The sequence below is a fragment of the Edaphobacter sp. FHG110511_03 genome, assembly GCF_059115365.1.
In genome coordinates, this window is the sequence record NZ_JBZYWL010000003.1 from 370,875 (window position 1) to 390,252 (window position 19,378).

Annotated in this window: 17 protein-coding genes; 8 read left to right on the forward strand and 9 right to left on the reverse strand. The window is 59.1% G+C overall.

The features are described from left to right. Positions 1–43: 43 nt before the first annotated feature. Positions 44–1,177, reverse strand: coding sequence for a DUF481 domain-containing protein (locus AC5S26_RS14970; protein ID WP_494185709.1), 1,134 nt, complete (start codon positions 1,175–1,177; stop codon positions 44–46). Positions 1,178–1,680: 503 nt separating this feature from the next. Between AC5S26_RS14970 and AC5S26_RS14975 the strand changes: the two genes are divergently transcribed. From AC5S26_RS14975 to AC5S26_RS14985, 3 genes are all read left to right on the forward strand, one after another. Beyond that, entirely contained in the window at positions 1,681–2,421 is a 741-nt protein-coding gene (locus tag AC5S26_RS14975; protein WP_494185710.1) for a GvpL/GvpF family gas vesicle protein, read from the forward strand. Between the two features lie 239 nt (positions 2,422–2,660). Next, positions 2,661–4,262 carry an OmpA family protein gene (locus AC5S26_RS14980; RefSeq protein WP_494185711.1) on the forward strand — a complete coding sequence of 534 codons (1,602 nt, stop codon included), beginning with the start codon at positions 2,661–2,663 and terminating at the stop codon, positions 4,260–4,262. Positions 4,263–4,339: 77 nt separating this feature from the next. Continuing rightward, positions 4,340–5,113: an SDR family NAD(P)-dependent oxidoreductase gene (locus tag AC5S26_RS14985; protein ID WP_494185712.1), complete on the forward strand. Its 774-nt coding sequence runs from the start codon at positions 4,340–4,342 to the stop codon at positions 5,111–5,113. A gap of 15 nt (positions 5,114–5,128) precedes the next feature. On the opposite strand, the gene AC5S26_RS14990 is transcribed toward AC5S26_RS14985, so the two are convergent. After that, positions 5,129–5,350, reverse strand: a complete 222-nt coding sequence (locus tag AC5S26_RS14990; protein ID WP_494185713.1) for a hypothetical protein — start codon at positions 5,348–5,350, stop codon at positions 5,129–5,131. Positions 5,351–5,561: 211 nt separating this feature from the next. Here AC5S26_RS14990 and AC5S26_RS14995 point away from each other — a divergent pair, with 211 nt between their 5' ends. Beyond that, positions 5,562–6,503 carry an ABC transporter ATP-binding protein gene (locus tag AC5S26_RS14995; RefSeq protein WP_494185714.1) on the forward strand — a complete coding sequence of 314 codons (942 nt, stop codon included), beginning with the start codon at positions 5,562–5,564 and terminating at the stop codon, positions 6,501–6,503. A gap of 11 nt (positions 6,504–6,514) precedes the next feature. Next, positions 6,515–7,384: an ABC transporter permease gene (locus AC5S26_RS15000; RefSeq protein ID WP_494185715.1), complete on the forward strand. Its 870-nt coding sequence runs from the start codon at positions 6,515–6,517 to the stop codon at positions 7,382–7,384. A 14-nt stretch (positions 7,385–7,398) separates the two neighbouring features. Here the strand turns inward: AC5S26_RS15000 and AC5S26_RS15005 are convergent, their stop codons facing one another. The 3 genes from AC5S26_RS15005 to AC5S26_RS15015 form a co-directional block, all read right to left on the reverse strand. After that, positions 7,399–8,424 carry a YpdA family putative bacillithiol disulfide reductase gene (locus AC5S26_RS15005; RefSeq protein WP_494185716.1) on the reverse strand — a complete coding sequence of 342 codons (1,026 nt, stop codon included), beginning with the start codon at positions 8,422–8,424 and terminating at the stop codon, positions 7,399–7,401. 68 nt (positions 8,425–8,492) lie between these two features. After that, entirely contained in the window at positions 8,493–9,203 is a 711-nt protein-coding gene (locus AC5S26_RS15010; RefSeq protein WP_494185717.1) for a response regulator, read from the reverse strand. After that, positions 9,200–9,979: a response regulator gene (locus AC5S26_RS15015; protein WP_494185718.1), complete on the reverse strand. Its 780-nt coding sequence runs from the start codon at positions 9,977–9,979 to the stop codon at positions 9,200–9,202. The genes AC5S26_RS15010 and AC5S26_RS15015 overlap by 4 nt, the downstream gene beginning before the upstream one ends. 123 nt (positions 9,980–10,102) lie before the next feature. On the opposite strand from AC5S26_RS15015, the gene AC5S26_RS15020 reads away from it, so the two are divergent. Together AC5S26_RS15020 and AC5S26_RS15025 are read left to right on the forward strand one after the other, a co-directional pair. Further along, entirely contained in the window at positions 10,103–12,175 is a 2,073-nt protein-coding gene (locus AC5S26_RS15020) for a DUF2339 domain-containing protein (protein WP_494185719.1), read from the forward strand. Then, on the forward strand, positions 12,172–13,449 hold the full coding sequence (locus tag AC5S26_RS15025) for a hypothetical protein (protein WP_494185720.1): 1,278 nt from the start codon (positions 12,172–12,174) through the stop codon (positions 13,447–13,449). The genes AC5S26_RS15020 and AC5S26_RS15025 overlap by 4 nt, the downstream gene beginning before the upstream one ends. Before the next feature lie 18 nt (positions 13,450–13,467). Here the strand turns inward: AC5S26_RS15025 and AC5S26_RS15030 are convergent, their stop codons facing one another. Further along, complete coding sequence (locus AC5S26_RS15030; RefSeq protein WP_494185721.1) at positions 13,468–16,122, reverse strand: DNA translocase FtsK; 2,655 nt, start codon at positions 16,120–16,122, stop codon at positions 13,468–13,470. A 367-nt stretch (positions 16,123–16,489) separates the two neighbouring features. On the opposite strand from AC5S26_RS15030, the gene AC5S26_RS15035 reads away from it, so the two are divergent. Next, positions 16,490–16,954 (forward strand): PA2169 family four-helix-bundle protein, encoded by a 465-nt coding sequence (locus tag AC5S26_RS15035; protein ID WP_494185722.1) that lies wholly within the window; start codon positions 16,490–16,492, stop codon positions 16,952–16,954. A 53-nt stretch (positions 16,955–17,007) separates the two neighbouring features. Here AC5S26_RS15035 and AC5S26_RS15040 read toward each other — a convergent pair whose 3' ends face one another. From AC5S26_RS15040 to AC5S26_RS15050, 3 genes are read right to left on the reverse strand one after another with little or no spacing between them, the layout of a single operon-like run. Further along, positions 17,008–17,889, reverse strand: coding sequence for an undecaprenyl-diphosphate phosphatase (locus AC5S26_RS15040; RefSeq protein ID WP_494185723.1), 882 nt, complete (start codon positions 17,887–17,889; stop codon positions 17,008–17,010). 46 nt (positions 17,890–17,935) lie between these two features. Next, entirely contained in the window at positions 17,936–18,406 is a 471-nt protein-coding gene (locus AC5S26_RS15045) for a GNAT family N-acetyltransferase (RefSeq protein WP_494185724.1), read from the reverse strand. Continuing rightward, a complete protein-coding gene (locus AC5S26_RS15050) occupies positions 18,387–19,376 on the reverse strand; it encodes a tetratricopeptide repeat protein (protein WP_494185725.1) in 990 nt (329 codons plus the stop codon). The genes AC5S26_RS15045 and AC5S26_RS15050 overlap by 20 nt, the downstream gene beginning before the upstream one ends. Positions 19,377–19,378 lie beyond the last annotated feature (2 nt).

Sequence of the window (19,378 nt, forward strand, 5' to 3'; positions counted from 1 at the left end):
TTCTCTATTGAGATTATCTCCGGCTTTTTTATTTGGATCGTAGTTATTTAAAGTTGTACGTAACACCAGTGACAAACTGCAAGCTGTTCTTGTTGAAGCCAGGGGCGGGAAGGTTCAGATAGTTATCCAGCAGGTTCACGCTGAGGCTGAACCGGTGGTAAACCGGAAGCGCCAGGCCCAAGGATCCGATCGCCGACCAGGCATCCGTGTTGTTCCACGACTGGATGAACGTGGCGCTCTGCGTCAAGATGATCTTGGCGGGCAGAGTCCTGTGATACGCCTCTCCAAAGGTAGAGCCGATGAGGTTCAGGTTGGGGGTGGGCGGAATCTGCGGTGCAGGTGGTGGTGCCACCTGGACAGGAGCGATATATCGCAGCTGGGAGTAGTGCAGGTCGGCCTTCGCATCGAGCTGCTGGATTGCGTCCTTCAGGATCGTGTAACCGGCGCCACCTCCGTAGATCTGCTGGAGCTGCATACCTTGAGAGAAGTTATGGTCCAAAGACAAGCCGCCCAGGATGTAGAAGCGAGGAGTCAGGTACTTGTCGTGCTCAAAATCGGTATGGAAGATGCTGGTCTTCGCTGCCGAGGCTGGCAGGTTGGTCGGATTCGGAATTACAGGCTGCGTCAGCTTGCCATAGGTTTCGAGCAGGTTAAAAGTCGTGCGGGTGCGAAGAGGAAGATAAGTGACCGCGGGAATCTCGCGGACCAGGGAGAGCGCCGCGGTTAGGGTCTGGCCATAGGTGCTCGACTGCAGGACGGTTGCGCCACCGGTCGCGGAGCCGTCCCAACCCTGGAAGAAGCCCGGATTTCCATTCAATTGTTTGTTATAAGTTGCACCATCGACGATATAGCCCACATTTTTGTTCGCGATCGTCTCCGCCGCGCCGCCGGGGGTGGTCTGCTTTACCTCTCCATCTTCGATCTCGATGGGAGTGGCCTGCTTCGGGGTACGGGTAATCTTTTCGTCCTTCTTCAGAACGACGAAGTTGCTGCTGGAACGCAGCTCCTTCACTTTATCCATGGAAATTGTGACCTCGCCTACGGCATCGCTCTTGAAGACGATATTGCCGCCTTCACTATGGTCAAACTTGCCGGTTAACTGGTCGCCGTTTTTGAAGACAACGACATCGGGTGTGGAAGCCGGCTTGTCTTGGGCTCGTGAGGCCAGGGGAAGCATCGTTGCCGCGAAACCGATGATCCCGAGGTGCCGTACAAATTTCTTACAGCCTCGCTGAAGGGAAAAAGAGTTGATATCCAGATGAGGTGTCATTGGGTACTGAATGCCTAACTTTAAAAATTTTTGGATTTTGAGCTAACTCCCACAGTTAGAGGGAGGTTCCAAGGTTCGGGTTGTCAGCGCTCATGAGAAAAGCGGGTCAGAGGACTGACCAATTTCTGGGGGAAAAGTAAGGGAACGAAGCATGACGAAATCACGGTCAGGATGCTTATGGTGTGCTTTCGGTGCATTTTTTTAGGTAAAAACCCTTGCCAATTGTTATTCAATCGGCTTAGTATCCGTTTCGGCTTCGGTACAGTGCGCTTATCGCTCACCCTACTTGAAGGCGAAAGTGTCGTAAATGAACAGCTTGTCTAACCTTTCGTTTCAGTATGAATTTTTCATTAACCAACTGCCTGACAGGGCGGCACCAGCCCTGCCTGCGCCATGGAAAGGTAAAAACGATGGCATGGTACGCCTATTGCATTGCAGAAAGACAGGCCTTTCCGGAGCTTTGCCGGCATCGTCGCCCGATGCCGCTGGCCGGAGTCACGGGTCTGTTTGGTAACCAGACCTTTCTCTTTCCAGCCAGCGATCTTGCGGTGATCGTCTCCGAGCACAATGCGGAGGACAGCGCACGCATGGATCAGCAATCCCAGAAAGATCACGCTCGTGTGATCGCTGACTGCTTCAAGCACTCTACGGTCCTGCCTTTCCGCTTCGGAACTTCCTTTCAGGACGACGACGCTTTGCGACGCTCTGTCCGTTCCAACCAACGCCATTTCCTGGCCAACGTCGAACGCCTTCGCGGCAAGGCCGAGATGCACCTCAAAGTCCTGGTCGACGACACCTGCCCAGGCAATACGCTTCGCGATATGACCGTTGGACAGCAGTATCTGACGAGCCTTCGTGAGAGCGCCAGCCGTCAACGGGAACGCCAGTCCAGAGCGCGGGCGCTTTCGGTGCAGATGCATCGCATGTTCCTTCCCCTGGCAGAGGAGATCACCTGCCGGCGGATGGACTCCGGCAAGATGCTTCTCGACATCGCCCACCTGATCGACAACAAGACCATCGAGCGCTACCAGAACAAGTACACCTCTGCCATGCAGCAGATGAAGGAATGCCAGATGCAGCTCTCCGGTCCCTGGCCTCCTTATCACTTCGTTCAGCGCACCAACCAGCACCAGCATCAGCATTCGGCCTGAAGAAGGCCAGGGAGAAAGGAGCGAATCGTATTCCGGCAGCCGGAAAGGATTCGCTCCTTTGTCTTTGGAAACAGGCTGGTTACAGTTCGAATCCATCGTCCAGGTACTCGCCTGCACCAGACTACTTTTTCCCCAGGCGCAGCATCGCACCATAGAGAAAAGCGCAGACAGAGTCCAATTCACACGCCTCCGGGTGACGTGTGTATTTGGGTCCGCCTATGGGACAAGGGAGAATGTGAATGTCGAAGATGAATGGTCGAGTTGTTTTTGTTGCATTTGTTCTGACCGCGGTTGGTTTTGTCGGCGGGTCGAAGCTAAGAGCTCAGGAACGGAATCCGATGGCGCAGCAGGCGCCTCCGGACGATAACAAGATCACCAAGGAATCTGAGGGCGTCTATCTCTATCGCGTGAAGGTGGTACAGCGCGATCTGGACGCGGTGAATTACCTGCATCGCAGCGGATCGACCCGGATCGCCTTCAAGGGTACGCCCCTGCTTCCCCTGGCGAAGGGAGATGCCAAGGTCACCAGCGAGCGCGGAGGCATCACGATCGATGCTCGTTTCGAGGGCCTGACCCCGGCGAATGGCTTCGGTCGCGAATATCTCACCTATGTTTTGTGGGCGATTACGCCCGATGGCCGTCCGGAAAATCTCGGCGAGGTGCTGCCCGCGGGAACGAAGAATAACATCAGTGTCACGACCGCTCTTCAGTCCTTTGGTCTCATCGTCACGGCAGAGCCTTACTTTTCGGTGACGCAGCCGAGCGATCTCGTCGTGCTGGAGAACCAGATCATTCAGGACAAAACCACGGGCGTACTCGAGAAGGTGAACGCCCATTACATGCTGTTGCCGCGAGGAACCTACGCAGAGACCGAGGGTGCAAAATCGGTCCTCGATCCGATTACACGCGATGAAAAGATGCCGCTGGAGCTGTACGAAGCCAACAACGCCTTGCGCATCGCTCAGCAGGCCGGCGCAGATAAATACGCGGCCGACATCTATAACGATGCGACTCTGGATCTCAAGAACGCGACGGACATTCTTACCGGAAAAAAGCCTGACACCAAGATGGGAATCACCTATGCACGACAGGCGGTGCAGCGATCTGAGGATGCCCGCCTGGTAACGTTGCGCAAGCAGGCGGCGGAACGGCAGCGCAACGCCGAACTCGCTCGCGATCAGGCGCAGAACCAGGCGCAGCAGTCCGCACTGGAGGCGGAGCGAGCGCGTGCAGCACAGGCGCAGGCCGATGCTGAGCGCGCACGTGCCGAGGCAGAGGCGGCCCGGGCCCAACTGCAGGCAGCTGAGGCTTCGAAGAGCGCAGACAGCGCTCGTGCGGCCCGTGAGCGTCTGCGCGCTCAATTGAATAGCGTTCTGGCGACGAGTGAGACCGCACGTGGTCTGATTGTGAACATGTCGGACGTCCTCTTCGACACAGCCAAGTACACCCTCAAGCCCGCCACGCAGATCAGCCTGGCGAAGGTCTCGGGAATTCTGCAGGCGTATCCCGGTCTGAAGCTTCAGGTCGAGGGATATACCGATAGCACGGGAAGTCCGGAGTTCAACCAGAAGCTGTCGGAGAATCGGGCCGGTGCGGTGCGGGACTTCCTGGTGACCCAGGGCGTCTCGAACGACAACATCGTCGCGACCGGCTATGGCATGGCCAAACCCGTGGCGGATAACAACACGGCGCAGGGGCGCGCGCTGAATCGGCGGGTGCAGCTTGTCGTCTCCGGGGATGCGATCGGGGTTCAGCAGAAGGGGCCGGATGCAGATGCAACTCCCATGCCGGCGCCTGCTCCCGCTCCGGACTCCAGGGGAACCTCCAACCCTCCTGAGTAAACAAGAAAGCTGAAGGCAATTCACAAAATGCTGGAGAGCCCAACGCGGCTCTCCAGCATTTTGTTTATAACGGAGTTATGGGATATCTAAGCGGAAAGACTGTACTGATCACGGGAGCGAGCTCGGGAATCGGCCGGGCAACGGCGCTGGCGTTTGCTCGCGAGGGAGCACGTGTGGCCGTCTGCGCGCGCCGGGAAGATCGCTTGAAGGAGCTCGAAGCAGAGCTTGGCAACGCAGGCGCGCCCGCTGTTCTGACCTTTGCACTCGACGTCACCAGGCGTGCTTCGGTGGACCAGACATTCGCCTCCCTTTCAGCGGAGTGGAGCGCGATTGACGTGCTCGTAAACAATGCCGGCCTGAGCCGTGGCCTGGCGAAGGTGTTCGAAGATGACCCTGAAAACTGGGAAGAGATGATCGACACCAACATCAAAGGGCTGCTCTATGTCACCCGCGCCGTGGTGCCTGGGATGGTCGAGCGTGGCAGAGGCCATGTGATCAATATGGGTTCGACGGCCGGCTATATTACTTATGCCAATGGAGCGGTCTATTGCGCCACCAAGGCTGCTGAGAAGTCCATCAGCGAAGGCCTGAAGATCGATCTGATGGGCACGGCGGTTCGAGTGACCTCGGTCGATCCCGGCATGGTGGAGACGGAGTTCAGCGAGGTCCGGTTTCGCGGCGACGCGGAGCGAGCCGCGAAGGTGTATCAGAACATCACGCCGCTGCAGCCCGAAGATATCGCGGATACGATTGTGTGGGCGGCTTCACGGCCGGCACACGTCAATATTCACACTGTTGTTATGACGACGATCGACCAGGCAAACTCGGTCGTCTTCCATCGGCACAGCTAGGCTTCTGCTGTTCGCCTACAGGTGCACGGTCCAACCCAGCTCGGCCATCTTCTCCTCAATGTCGGCCAGCGCATAGGTCAGGGCTGAACGGCGGTGAGGACTGGAGGTCCGCTCGGAAAGGATGCGCTCGCGCTGCAACTCGAGCGCCTGCATACGACGCTTGCGTTCGGCAACGTCGGAGCTGCTCTCCTGCGTGTCCGCCTTAGGGGCGGAGGCTTGTGCTTGCTGTTCTTCCACGGATTTACTCTCCCATCCACGCGACATGGTCTCATTCTACGCCGAGGAGGTGAAACTCCAGCGAGTTTCGCTGCATCCTCGCCCTGCTGTGGCCCGCAGGTAAGTCAATCCGGGAAAGATAATCGTACCTGCGGGAATGGAGCAGCTGGGATGGGACAATAGATCCCGCACTTCATGTAATCTGAAGTGTCGCGCAGGGGGAGGGACCACGGTGATCGTTGAGATCGAAGGCCTGAGGAAGGTTTACGAGGGCAAACAGCGCGTGGTCGCCGTTGACGGGATCGACCTGTCGGTAAGTCCGGGTGTGCTTTACGGATTTCTCGGTCCCAACGGTGCCGGTAAAACTACTACTATCAGCATCTGCACGACCCGCGCCTTGCCGACTGCTGGCAGAGTGCGGATCGCGGGGATCGATGTCGTCAAATCGCCATCGCAGGCGAGGCGATGCATCGGTGTGGTCCCTCAATACAACACGCTCGATCGAGCCTGCACGATCTACGAGAACATTCACTTCCATTGCCTGTATTTTGGCTTCTCGCAGGCCGATGCGAAGAAACGGACCGACCGCCTGCTCGAACAGTTTCACCTGACCGAGCGTGCCCAGGCCTATCCGGCGCAGCTTTCCGGAGGCCTTGCGCAGCGGGTCCAGATTGCGCGTGCCATCGCCCATCATCCCAAGGTTCTCTTTCTCGATGAACCGAGCGCCGGTCTCGACCCCCAGAGCCGGATCGCCATGTGGGAGGCGGTACGGAACCTTCGCGAAGAGGGAATTACCGTCGTTCTGACAACGCATTACATGGAAGAAGCCGATGAGCTCTGCGACCGTGTTGCCATCATCGACCATGGACGAATTCTTGTAGAAGATACGCCCTCCGCCCTGAAGAACTCGGTGGGAGCGCAGCGCATCTATGAATTGGACCTTCGCAGCGAACAGGGCATTCCCCAACTGCTGCAGACACTCCAGCGGCAGCCGGGCGTCGCCAGCGTAGAGAGCACCCAGAAGGGATTGCGCGTCTTCGCGGAAGGAACCGAGGGTCTGCTGTCCGAGGTCGTCCATGCTGCAAATCCATACGGCCTGCGCGACCTTACCATCACAGAACCCAGCCTGGAGACGGTCTTCATTCGGCTTACAGGCAGAGAGCTTCGCGAGTAATACGAGATTCTATGACTGAACTTGCCACAATCGAAACACAAGCTCCCGCCCCTATGACCGCCGGTGGTTCCCTCAGGATGCAGTACGCCCGCGCCTTCGCGGGCCTGTTTCGACGCGATCTGCACGTCCTGCGACGAGAGCTCTTTCCCTTTGTCATCCGCGTCTGCATGAATCCCATGCTGTTCCTCTTCGTCTTCACCTTCATCATGCCGCACATGAGCGGAGGCGCCTCGATGAATCCCACCGCGGCTGCGATGGGGGCGAACTTCAGCACGGTTCTCCTGCCCGGCCTGATGGCGGTTGCCATCATGTTCAGTGGAATCGCGGCAGTAGCGCTCCCGCTGGCACAGGAGTTCGGCATCACCCGAGAGATCGACGACCGCGTAATGTGCCCATTACCGGTAGCCGCTGTCGCCATCGAGAAAATCGTCTTCTCCGCGATGCAGAGCATCATCGCCGCCGCTGTCGTCTTTCCACTTGCGTACTACATCCCGTCCACGCCGGTTGTCGCGCACGTCAACAACTGGCCGTACCTGATTGCGATTCTGGTGCTCGCTTCGGTCACCTCGGGCGCGCTCGGCCTCACCATCGGCACGACCGTTGAGCCCAAGCAGATCGGCCTCATCTTCGGTGTCGTTGTAATGCCCATTACCTTCCTGGGCTGCGTCTACTACCCCTGGACGGCGCTCAGCCATATTCGCTGGCTACAGATCGGGGTACTCGTCAACCCGATCGTTTACATGAGCGAGGGCCTGCGCTCCGCGCTTACACCGACGCTTCCGCACATGCATCCCGCATTGATTCTGGGCATGTTGGTCGTCTTCCTGGTTCTCTTGACCTGGCTTGGGATTCGCGGGTTTATGCGCAGGGTGATCGGCTAAACGAGCCGCAGGTCTCAATCGAAGGCAGCAGCCGACACATTCTTGGCCAGCAGATCGGTCGCGATCTGCTTTCCGTGAAAGCGGCCGTTCTCGATGAAGATCTCGTTGGTCCGTTCGCCTGCGACAACAACGCCTGCAAGGTAGATTCCCGGTACGTTGCTCTCGAGCGTCGCCGGATCGCAGGCAGGGCAGCGATCGTTTGCTTCATCCAGTCGCACACCGAGAGCTTCCAGAAATTTGAAGTCCGGCTGATAGCCGGTAAGCGCAAAGACAAACTGGTTGGGCAGAGTACGCTCGCCCTCGGGAGTAGCCAGTGTGACGTTGTCTTCGGTAATGCGCACGACCGAGCTTGAAAAGTAGGCCGTGATCTCTCCATTTTTGATGCGATTGTTGATGTCTGGAAGAATCCAGTACTTCACATGGCGATGCATCTCTGCCCCGCGATGGACCAGGGTCACCCTCGCGCCGTGCCGCCACAGGTCAAGCGCTGCAATCGCAGCTGAATTCTTTCCGCCGATGACGACTACGTCGAGTCCATAGTACGGATGCGGGTCGTGGTAATAGTGCGAGACCTTGTTCAGTTCCTCGCCGGGAATGTTGAGATAGTTCGGCAGATCGTAGTATCCGGTCGCGATCACCAGCTTTCGCGCACGATGCGTAACAGGTCGGCCAAAGCGATCGACCGTGTGGACGGTAAAGTTACCGTCACTGCCCGTGATCCGCTCCACGGTCTCGTATTGCCGGACGTCGAGCTGATAATGCTCCGCCACCTTGCGGTAGTACTCCAGCGCCTCGTCCCGGCCGGGCTTCTGGTTGGGGCTCGGGAAGGGAATATCGCCAATCTCCAGTAGCTCTGGAGTGGTGAAGAAGGTCATGTTCGAGGGGTAATGAAAGAGCGAGTTACAAAGACAGCCCTTGTCGATGAGGATGACGGTAAATCCCGCCCGCTGCGCTTCGATGGCGCAGGCCATCCCGGTGGGACCTGCGCCGATGACTGCCAGATCCAGGGTCGCTTCCGTGGGGGCCAGCTGCTCGTTCATCTATTCATCTTACTGAACAGGATCGGAACGTGATCCCCGGGAAGGCTCGGCTCCTGGCTATTTCCAGCCTAGGCCTCCAGCGAGACGAGCTTGTGGGCTATGGCAAACAGTGCCAGCTCCAGGCGCGTCGAGACGCCTGTCTTATCGAAGATATTCGAAAGATGGCGCTTTACGGTCTCTTCGCTGATGGTGAACTGCTTGGCGACATCTTTATTGCTGCAGCCTTCAACGATGCAGGTGACCACCTCGAGCTCCCGCGGAGTCAGCCCGTAGGTCTTCTTTTCCTGGACGGCGGCAGCTTGCTTCATCAGCTCATTGAGAGCAGCTACCAGGTTCATCACGCGTTCACCGCCGATCCAGTAATCGCCGGAGAGCACGGCCCGCATCGCCTTGGTCAGGTCTCCGGCCACGGAATCCTTCAGGATAATGCCGCGTGCGCCAATCTGCAGGGCTTCAATAATCTGTTGGGTCGAGATGGTGCTGGTCAGCAGGATAATCTTCACTCGCGGCGACCGGTCCATGATGGCTCGCATCGCCTCCAGGCCCGGCAGTCGCGGCATCTGGACGTCGAGCAGAAGTACGTCCGGTTCAAGCTCCAGAGTCTCGGTAATCGCTACGTCACCATCCTCGGCTTCGCCGACGATCTCGAACTCCGGCTCGTTCTCAAGCATGTTTTTTACGCCAAACCTGACCACGGGGTGATCGTCGGCGACGACGATGCGGACTGGTGTGGTTGCTGCGTTGGACCTGTCGACAGATTTTTTCCCGGACTCCTTCATGCGTGACTTCTCCTCGCCGTCTCTTCGGCGGTCCCGTCGTGTTGTGTAGATCTACGTTTGCTCACGATACATTCGAGTCTGCCGCAGGCCCGCAGCAGTTCATCGAGTGTATCCATGAGAGTGGTCGTGACGCCATGTACTTCTATGTACTCCGCAAGGTTGGCCATCTCTATCGCGCCAACCATTCTGCAGCTTCCTTTAATAGCATGTGCCTGTTTTCGGCAGATTTCATCGTTTCCATGAGTCGCCTCCTGCCGTATTGTGGCAATGCGGCGCCTCCCATCTTCCAGGCACAACGCATAAAGCTCTGCAGTCTTCTTCTCGCCCATGGAGCCAAGGAGCTGTTCATAGATTTTCTGATTGAGGATCGGGGCGCGGTCTGCTTCCGGTTGCATTCTCGAGGAAAGGGGAATCCCCTCTCCTTCAAGAAGACGATCCAGTGCATCCATGGAGAAAGGCTTTCGAAGAAATCCATCGAAGCCATCCAGCGCTGCTTTGCCAGCCTCGCTTCCGCTCATCGCGATCACGCGGAGATTGTCTCCGCACATCGACCGTATTTTGTCGGCAAGGGGCTTGCCAGTAATCCCCGGCATCTGCAGATCCGTGAGTACGGCGTCAGGTTGAGCTTCCTTGTCCCCGAGAATCAGTAAGGCTGCCTCGCCCGACTCCGCCAGCTCAGCCACATACCCGTGCCGCGTGAGCAGCAATTGAAGCAACTCGCGGGTCATGGAATCGTCGTCCACCACAAGAACCCGGCTCGATCGACGCTCAATCATCCGTGAAGAGTATCAAGTGGGAGTTTTCCATGCCAGTGGACCGGCGCAGGCGGTACAGTAGTTTCCATGGGTCCGGAGGATCTTTCGCAGTCGCAGCAGGGTCAGGCAGATGAGTCATCCGTTGTGTCAGAGCTACGTCTGCTGACCGCCAGGGTAGAGGCACTGGAGCACCAGCTGGCAGAGATGAGGGGCACATCAGCTTCTCCAAGAGCCGTCTCTAAGGCTTCACCAGTACCGGTACAGATCCCGGCACCGCCTCCGCCAAAGCCAGACTCTATCCCGGATTCTCCGGTTGCCGCAGTCTCCACCCCCTCTTCCTCGCTGGAAAACAGATTAGGCGCGCAGTTCTTCAACCGTATCGGCATCATCGCCGTGATGATCGGCGTCACGTTGTTTCTCAAGCTCGCGATCGACAATCAGTGGATTGGCCCGGTCGGACGCATCCTCATCGGCCTGGTCGCCGGCGCGGGAATTGTCATCTGGTCGGAGCGCTTCCGGCGCAAAGGCTTCCCGGCCTTCTCCTACTCCCTCAAAGCCATCGGCTCCGGCGTGCTCTATCTCACGCTCTGGGCGGCCTATCAGCTCTACCATCTGTTACCCGCGGAGGCTGCGCTGGGCGGCATGATCCTGGTGACTGGGTGGAACGCCTACATGGCGTGGAGCCAGAATGCCGAGCTGCTCGCAGCCTATGCCCTTGCCGGTGGCCTCTCGACCCCGCTGCTGCTGTCGACAGGAGGAAACCACGAGGTCTTCCTCTTTGCGTACCTCCTGGCGATCGACGCCGCTACAGTCGCCCTGGTGCGGGTCAAGCCCTGGCCACGACTCCTGCTTGGCGCCTTTCCCGCAACGGTCCTTTACTTCATCGTCTGGTACTTCAGGTTCTATGCGGAACCCTCATTCGCAGTCACCACGATCTTCGTGGGCCTGTTCTTCCTAGCCTTCGCTGTCGTTCCGATCGGTCCCGGCGTGGGCGAACCCGAACCTCGTCGTGGCCTGATGGGATTCCTCGGCCGATTCACCCCACAGATCCTTCTGCCGCTTGGCAATGCAGCCTTTGTCTCCCTCGCGCTTTACTCGGTGATGCAGGACTCCAGCCGTCACTGGTTTCTGCCGTGGTTGATGTTGATCCTCGCCGCGGCCTATCTGCTGATCGCCCGCCTGCCCCAGGACGCGGTGCCAGCGGCAATGCATCTTTCGCTGGCTGTCGTCTTCCTTACCATTGCCATTCCGCTTAAGGCGAGTGGCCATTGGATCACCGTGGCGTGGCTCGTCGAGGGAGTTGCCTTGCTTTGGGTAGCCGCTCGCGTCTCCTCTTCTCACGCGACCGCTCTGGATAACCCAGCTCCCGGACGCCTCGACGCCGGCAATGTGCTGCGCTGGCTCTCTGCTGGCTCGTTTGTTCTTGGCCTGGGTGGGTTGATCGCAATGCCGTTTTGGTTCGACGGAGGAATTGCGCCGTCGCTCCTCAATCGCAATCTCGCGACCGCGATTACAGCCGCCGGCGCCTTTGCAGCAGCAGCATGGCTCGCTCTGCGCACACGCCGTACCGATCAAGCATCGTGGCCCGCGTGGTCGCAGTTCGCATTCCTTGCCGTCATTGCGGTGAACCTTGTGGCCGTTCTTCTCAGCCTGCGAGAGATTGGAACCTCACGTGTCAACGGGCAATCTCATCCACCGTTTCTTAACCCCGACTTCGGCATGGCGCTCATTGGTCTGGCCATCCTGTCGGCGGTGGCATGGCTTGCGCTGCGCATCGCTCTCGAGGATAAGGCGACGCTGTTGTGGGCGCACCTCTCCGGCGCCTCCATCATTGCGATCAATTTGATCGCGATTCTCACCGGGGTTCGAGAGATCGAGGCTCTATGGCCCCTTGCAGCGGCGAATCCCGACTCCGAGCTTCAGCGAGCCCTCGCCGTCTCAGCGTTTCTCATGGTCTATGGAGCTGTTCTGCTCGCAGTCGGCTTCTGGCGTCGCACCTCGTTTATTCGCTGGCAGGCACTTATTTTGCTGGTCTTCACGATCGGGAAGACCTTTCTCTATGACATGCGCAATCTCACCCAAGGCTACAGGGTTGTCAGCCTCCTGGGTCTGGGCGCGCTTCTGATGGCCGTCAGCTTTGCCTATCAGAAAGATTGGCTCGCTCTTCGCGATCCCGAGCCGGCGCAGAGATCCGAAACAACAGGGACAAGCCAGTGAAGCTGTTCCCTCTGATCTTCCTGCTGCTCTGGCAGGCGAGCGCGCCGCCGGCAGAACGCCAGTACTTCCTCTATCAGCGCGCGATTGTTCCCGCGGTCGTCGGGCTCAACTGCGCGGTGCTAGATGCCGCGACCTTCGCCCACGCATCGGCCTCCCTGAAAGATTTGAGGTTGTTCCCGCAGACCGCGCAGGCTCGAGAGATTCCCTATGCCGTCACTCTCAGTGAATCCGTGCAGCCTGACTCCGAGCCCGCACGCGTATTGAACCTGGGCCTCCAGGGGCGCGTCCTCACCTTCGATCTCGCGATGCCGCAAAGACCCTACACGGAAGTCGTTCTCGACCTCGCCGGCGCTGATTACATCGCTTCCGCGACCGTCACGGGCATGGAGCAGCCTGGAGGCTCCGACGGAACCCGGCTCGGCGAGTTCACCCTCTTCGATCTAAGCAGCCAGCGCCTCTCCCGAAGCACCGCACTGCCGCTGCAGGAAGCCAGCTTTCCTTACCTACATGTCGAGCTCAACATCTCCCCCGCGCCGGGCGTACGTGGCTTCGAACCTTCTCCTCAGATGGTGCGTGGAGCATCCGTTCCGCCCAGCCGCGAAGCACAGACCGTCTTCACGGTCGCCGCAGAGACACATACCGTCACACAGCGGGGACGTGAAACGATTGCCCGCTTTACCCTGCCGGAGCGGGTTCCCGTCGAGCAGGTGAGCTTCGTGCTCGCATCGGAGTTCAAAGGGAATTTCAGTCGCGAAGTAACCATTAGCGATCATGCCTCCGGCACTCCGGCCTCAGCCGGTGAAACTACCGCCGGCAGCATCTCTCGAGTTCGCTTGACCGAGGCTGGCCGGGAGATTCGCCAGCAACGCCTCAGCATTCCCACCACGATGGGCTCCAACCTGCAAAGCGCGGCTGAAGTCGAGATCGCGATTCATAATGGCGACGATCAGCCGCTTCCCATCAGCGCAGTCCGGCTGGAGATGCGACAGCGCAGGCTATGTTTTAGCGCCTCATCGACAGCCTCGCTCACTCTCTTCTACGGAGACCCGGCGCTCCTGGCGCCTGAGTATGACTTCGCCCGTACCGCCGTTCTCACCAATCAGACTCCCGAGGCTCGCGTAGGACCGGAGCAAAGAAATCCCATTTACACCGAGCGGCGCGATACGCGACCTGCCACCGAGCGCCATCCGGAACTCGTCTGGGTTGCCTTCCTCGCCGTGATCTGCATCCTCGCCGTGATCGCCATCCGCTCTTCTCGGCATCTTCCACGCTGAACTTCAGGCGGAGCTTCGTTACCGCATCGCGGCATCGACCTCTTTCATCCAGTTGGGCGACTTCAGGATCTCGCGCGGCTTCGATCCATCTGCCGGTCCCACCAGACCGTCGTTGTACATCATGTCGATCAAGTGGGCCGCCCGACCATATCCGATGCGCAGCCTTCGCTGCAGCAGCGAGGTCGAAGCCTTGCCGAACTCGAAGATCAGCCGGACAGCATCGTCATACATCGGATCGTCGGCCTCTCCGTCGGCACCGCCATCCAGGTCGCGGCCAGCCTCGTCCTTCGGTCCTTCGAGGAAGCCTTCCACGTACTCGGCCTGTCCCTGCGCCTTCCAGAACTCGGTGACCGCAGAGATCTCCTTCTCCGTGACGAAGGGCGCATGCACACGCTGCACGCGGCTTGTGCCCGGCGGGAGGTAGAGCATGTCGCCTCGGCCCAGCAGGCTCTCGGCGCCGTTGGAGTCGATGATGGTGCGCGAATCGACCTTCGTTGCCAGCCGGAAGCTCATGCGAGTCGGCACGTTTGCCTTGATCAGGCCCGTGATCACGTCGACCGAAGGCCGCTGCGTCGCAAGGACAAGGTGAATTCCCACGGCGCGGGCCATCTGCGCCAGTCGCGTGATCGCTTCTTCCACGTTGGCACGATCGAGCATCATCAGGTCCGCGAGCTCATCGATGATGATCATGATGTAGGGCAGCGGTTCCTGGTTTACATCTTCGAAGAGGTGGCCGCTGCCGCTATCGAACAGCTTATTGAACTGGTCGATGTTGCGGACATGATTCGCAGCCAGCAGCTTCAGGCGTCGCTCCATCTCGCGCACCGCGTTGCGCAGCGCGTTGGCCGCAAGTTTCGCCTCCGTGATGATGGGAGTAAACAGGTGGGGAATTCCCTCGTACATTCCCAACTCAACCCGCTTTGGATCGACCAGGATCATGCGCACCTGCTCAGGCGTCGACTTGAAGAGCACGCTCATGATCATGGCGTTGATCGCGACGGATTTGCCTGAGCCGGTCGAGCCTGCAATCAGAACGTGAGGCATCGCGGCCAGATCGCCGGTGACGATGCGACCGTTGATGTCTTTACCCAGTGCGATCGGAAGCCGCGATTTCGACTGAGCAAAGCTCTCGCACTCGACCACATCGCGCAGCCAGATCGTCTCTCGCTCCGTGTTGGGAACCTGGATACCGACCGTCGATTTTCCCGCCATCCTCTCGATCAGGATGCTCTCAGCGGCCATCGCCAGGCAGAGATCATCCGCCAGGCCGGTTACGCGCGAATACTTCACACCTGCATCCGGCTTGAACTCGAAGGTGGTCACCACGGGGCCCGGATTAATGTGGGTGACCTGTCCATCAACGTCGAACTCCGCGCATTTTTCCACCAGCACGCGGGCCTCTTCTCGCAGAGCGTCCTCGCGAACCGTCGCCTGCTCTTCGCTGCGATGCAGCAGGGAAGAGGGCGGCAGCTTGTAGCCGCGAACGCTCTTGGGAGTGATTGCCACAGCCTTGATATCGGCATCGGCTCGTCTGCCGAACGAGATGCCGCTCTCCGTCGGCGCCGCCTGCACGGGCTGAATCTCCTCCACGGGCCTCTTCACGGCACGTGGTGGAACTACCTCGCGGTTCGCAACCGGCGCGGACGCCTGGCGCTCGACCTTCGGGATGAAACCGGCGTCGTTGAAGTTCGAAGCATCGTCGATGGCTCGTACCGGTGCAGCTGCCTTCGCAAGCGCATCGGCGTAAGGAGCGGCCGCAGCGGCCGCGGTTCCCAACGGTGTGACCGGTGGAGCATCGACCATGGTCCGCGGCATTCCCTGCCACACCGAAGACTCGGCAACCGAAACCACTTCGTCCGATTCGGGCACGGTCCGTACCCTCTTCTTGCGGCGGCCCAGCCAGCCGAACAGACCTCCCAGCAAGGTCGGGCTCGGCTCCTTCATCTTCGCTTCGGCCTCGCGGGCCTTGTGTTCGGCCATTTCGCGCTCACGCTGTGCACGTAGCTCAGCACGCTCACGCCTGCTGCCGTACTGGTCAATGGGTAGGTCCGCTCCCCGACGGCTCTCACGCCAGGTCGACCAGCGTTCCCACATCCTCTGCGCGAATCCGAAGCGCATCGTCGCCCATTCGCGAGCCGTGTTGAAGGTGAAGGTCGTCGCAAGGTACAGAGACAGTGCAACCATCAGCCCGAGGACAATGGAAGCACCAGGAAGATTCAGAAAGGCAACCAGCATGTCTGCGAGCAGACGTCCGCTGGTCCCTTCGATGGGCAGGGCTCCACGCCACAACACGTGTCCTGGAAGCAGGGCGATCGCAGCAGGACCGAAGATGACCCACATCGCCAGCCCCACGGCCTTGGCCACCGGCGAGCCAGCAGGTTTCGACAACATCCAGCAGATCCCAAGCCGTCCCAGCACCAGCGGAAGGAAGAACGCCGCTACCCCAATCGTCTGCAGCACGGCATCCGAAAAATAAGCTCCCGCGATTCCCGTCCAGTTGTGCGCAGGTCTTCCCGTCACATACGAGCCGAGCGTATTGAAAGAGCGGTCTGTCGGGGTATAACTTACCAGCGCCAGCAGAAGCAGCCCGGCAGCTACCAGAACCGTCAGGCCGATAATCTCGTTCAGGCGGCGGTTGCGGGTCGGGGTCGAGACGAGTCTAAGGGTCTTCATCAGGGGTTCGCGCAGCCTCTCTCACATGCCGGCAGCCGAGTCTCTTCGTGCCCGCCGGTCGTAGCAGGTTCGCCACCGAGGCTGTAAACCACCAGAGCAACTTCGATTATCCCAGACCCGGGCAGCCGGAATGCGAAACAAAATCGAAAAACGGGCCGCAGGTACCCGGATGCAAACCTCAGCCAAAAACGTGCATCTATCCTTACAACTTCCCGCCGAATGATCTTCGGCGGCCCTTAGAATCCGGTGAGCAGGGGAGCGGGATTTTCGCGATTTCTCCTGCTTGCCGCCGGCGAAGGAGAATCGCTGACAGCCGGCGGACCCTGCTCAACTGGCCATTAAAATTTGAAATGAAAGAGGTTTCAGCATGTCCACTGACGCTGCCAAGCGCAATGAGATGAATCTTGCCCTGCGAGCTGTCATCAGCACTCTCATCGACAGCCAGAAGGGATTCGCGGAGATAGGGGATCACCTGAAGGACGAGACCCTCAAGCGATACTTCCTCGCCGAATCCCTGAAGAGAGCCAGCTTTCGTGGCGACCTCGAAGAGGTTCTCCATCAGAATGGCGTTCACGACATCAAGGAATCTGGAACAACGGCTGGCACCATCAACCGTGTCTGGGGTGATTTGAAGGCCAAGCTTGGCGGAGGAGATCACACCCTGCTGGCAACCGCCGAAGAAGGGGAAGACGCAATCAAAGAGGCTTACACCGATGCCCTGAAGCAGGATCTCCCCCTGCCCGTCCGCCAGATGCTGGCCGAACAGCAGGACCACATCCTTACGACACATGATTATGTGCGAGATCATCGCGATACGGCAGCCGCGAAGTAGTAGATCGAATCAAGAGTGGCGAACGGAATGACTCCGCTCGTCACTCTCGTTCTTTAATATCCAAGATGGTGCAGATAGAAGACCACGCCCGAAGCGACCAGGCAGTAGATGCCGAACAGATACCATCGGCCCTCTTCGAGCCATGCGCTTAACCATTTCAGGGCTACCAGGCCTGCGAAGAATGCAAGCACCATCCCGATCAGGCTCGTCGCCACGCTGCTCTGCAGATCGATGACGGTTCCCGCCGCCGCGGCCTCGTGCGAAGCCTTCACCAGTCGCATGACCTCACGCAGAACCACGGGGGGCGTCAGCAGGACGGCAAGCGCAAAGCTGAATCTCTCCGCGCGATCCTTTCCGGCTCCAGCCAGCATGCCGGTTGAGATGGTTGCCCCTGAGCGGGAGAAGCCGCGGAAGGGAAGGCATAGACCTTGCACCGCTCCCATCCACCCCGCCTGTCCCATGGTCACGCTGTTGCCGTAAACCTGCGTCGTTGCAGCGCCCTTGCGTTCCCGAAGGCCGGCGATCAGGATCAGAATCCCGGCTGCCAGAAGCGCCGGGGCAATCAGGTCCAGCCTGCCGAAGAGCTCTTCGATCTCCGCCTTCGGGGCGCCATGAAACATCGTCTTCTCGATTGCGACCTTCAGAGCTCCGCCGATCACCACCGTAAGAACCGTCGCCCAGACCGCGCGGATCAGGAACCGCTTGAACATATCGCCGCTTGCGAAATAGCTCTTCTTCCACTGCTTCCAGAAGTATGCGATTACCGCAAACATCGTTCCGGTGTGCAGCATCACCAGCAGCAGCGTCATCTGGGGAGAAGACGGATCCAATCCCATCAGTTTTTCAGCGACAACGACGTGAGCGGAGCTCGAGACCGGCAGCAGCTCTGCGAGTCCCTGCACAATGGCGAGCACAACAACCTTCAAAATCGGCATAAGTTTATGCTACATGCTCAGCCTTAATTCCCCGTGAAGATGCGTATCAGGCGTGATCGGAAAGTACCTTTTCGAACACGGCAGAGGTCTTCGTCTGAACGAAGCCCTCTCTCAGGTAAAACCGGTGCGCCCGCTCGCGAGTCATTCTCGAGGTCACACGAATTACCGGGACGTTCCTCTGCCGGCTCCAGCGGTCCACTTCGGCGCATAGCCTTTTACCGACTCCAAGCGAGCGGACACCCTCCTTCACCACCAGCCCCGTAATCAGCGCATGAACAGGCGACTGCAGGTGACGAACAACCTCCGCCTCAACCCATCCCACAACCTCATCGTGGATGCATGCTACAACCGCCAGATGATCGTCTGGGAGCGGAAGCATCGCTTCGATGCGCTCCTTCATCTCGCCGGAGGAGGCCTCATAGCCCAGCTGGCCACTCAGTTCCGCAATCGCGCCTGCGTCTTCAGGCACAATCTCGCGGATCGCAACCTCGTTCCGGTCAGTCGCGATCGTTGCCATAGATGGCGATCCCTTGCTGGACTTTATAGGCGATGCTCACGGCCCGGGCCGTATAGTCGGTCTGCGGAAACTTCGCCTTCATATCGGCGGCCAGCGATTGAGTCTTCGCTGCAGCGCCATCAGCCTTCTTTTTGTCATCCTGCACCGTGTACATGGTTACGACGGTAGCTTCGCGATAGACCGCGTTATAGAGCGCCTCTGCGGTTCGCGGACCGTCCGGAAACTGTTTCACATACTTCTCGTACTGTTCTGCTTCCATCTCCGGGCACTTTGGCAGACCCTGCCAGTCGCCGCACAGCTTGTTGTCAATCATCTCGAAGGCAGCCATCGCGGCGTACTTCGAGCCTGGATAATTCTTGATGACTTTTTTCATCTCGCCCTCGAAGAGCTTGGGGCGCAGGATGGCATCCTGCTCCTTGGCTGAAGGCAGCGTGCTGATGTCGCGCTTCTCCAGCTGCCAGCGAATGTCCGCTGAGCGCCACGCCGCCTCAGGCGCAAAGGTCGATTGCGGAAAATACTCCGCCACCCGGCGATATAACAGGTGAGCCTCCATCGCCGCGTCCTTCGGAGCGTTCGGCTTTGTGGCTGCGTCCTCGAGATTCGCTGCGGTGCCATAAAGAATCACGTCGCCATTGGGCGTTGTCGGCCCAACCACGCCCCTATCGCGAATCCATCCCGACGCGGGAGTAGGAGCAGCCTCGTCGCCAAACTCCGGCTTGTCCTCAGGATCTTCCTGGACATCCGTGTTCGCGAAGACCTTTACCCACGGCGAGCTGCGCTCTACGACGACAACCTCGTGACCGGGAGCCACCAACGAAACCTTTTGCGAGTTCGCATCCGAAGCCACATAGACAGTGGCCTCGTGCAGCACCGTCGCCCGGGCTGCGCGGTCATAACCGGCATCGTTCTTGTTCTTCTTCTGCGCCCCGGCCACCGAGCACACCAGCAACAGGGCAGCACCCGCACTCATCC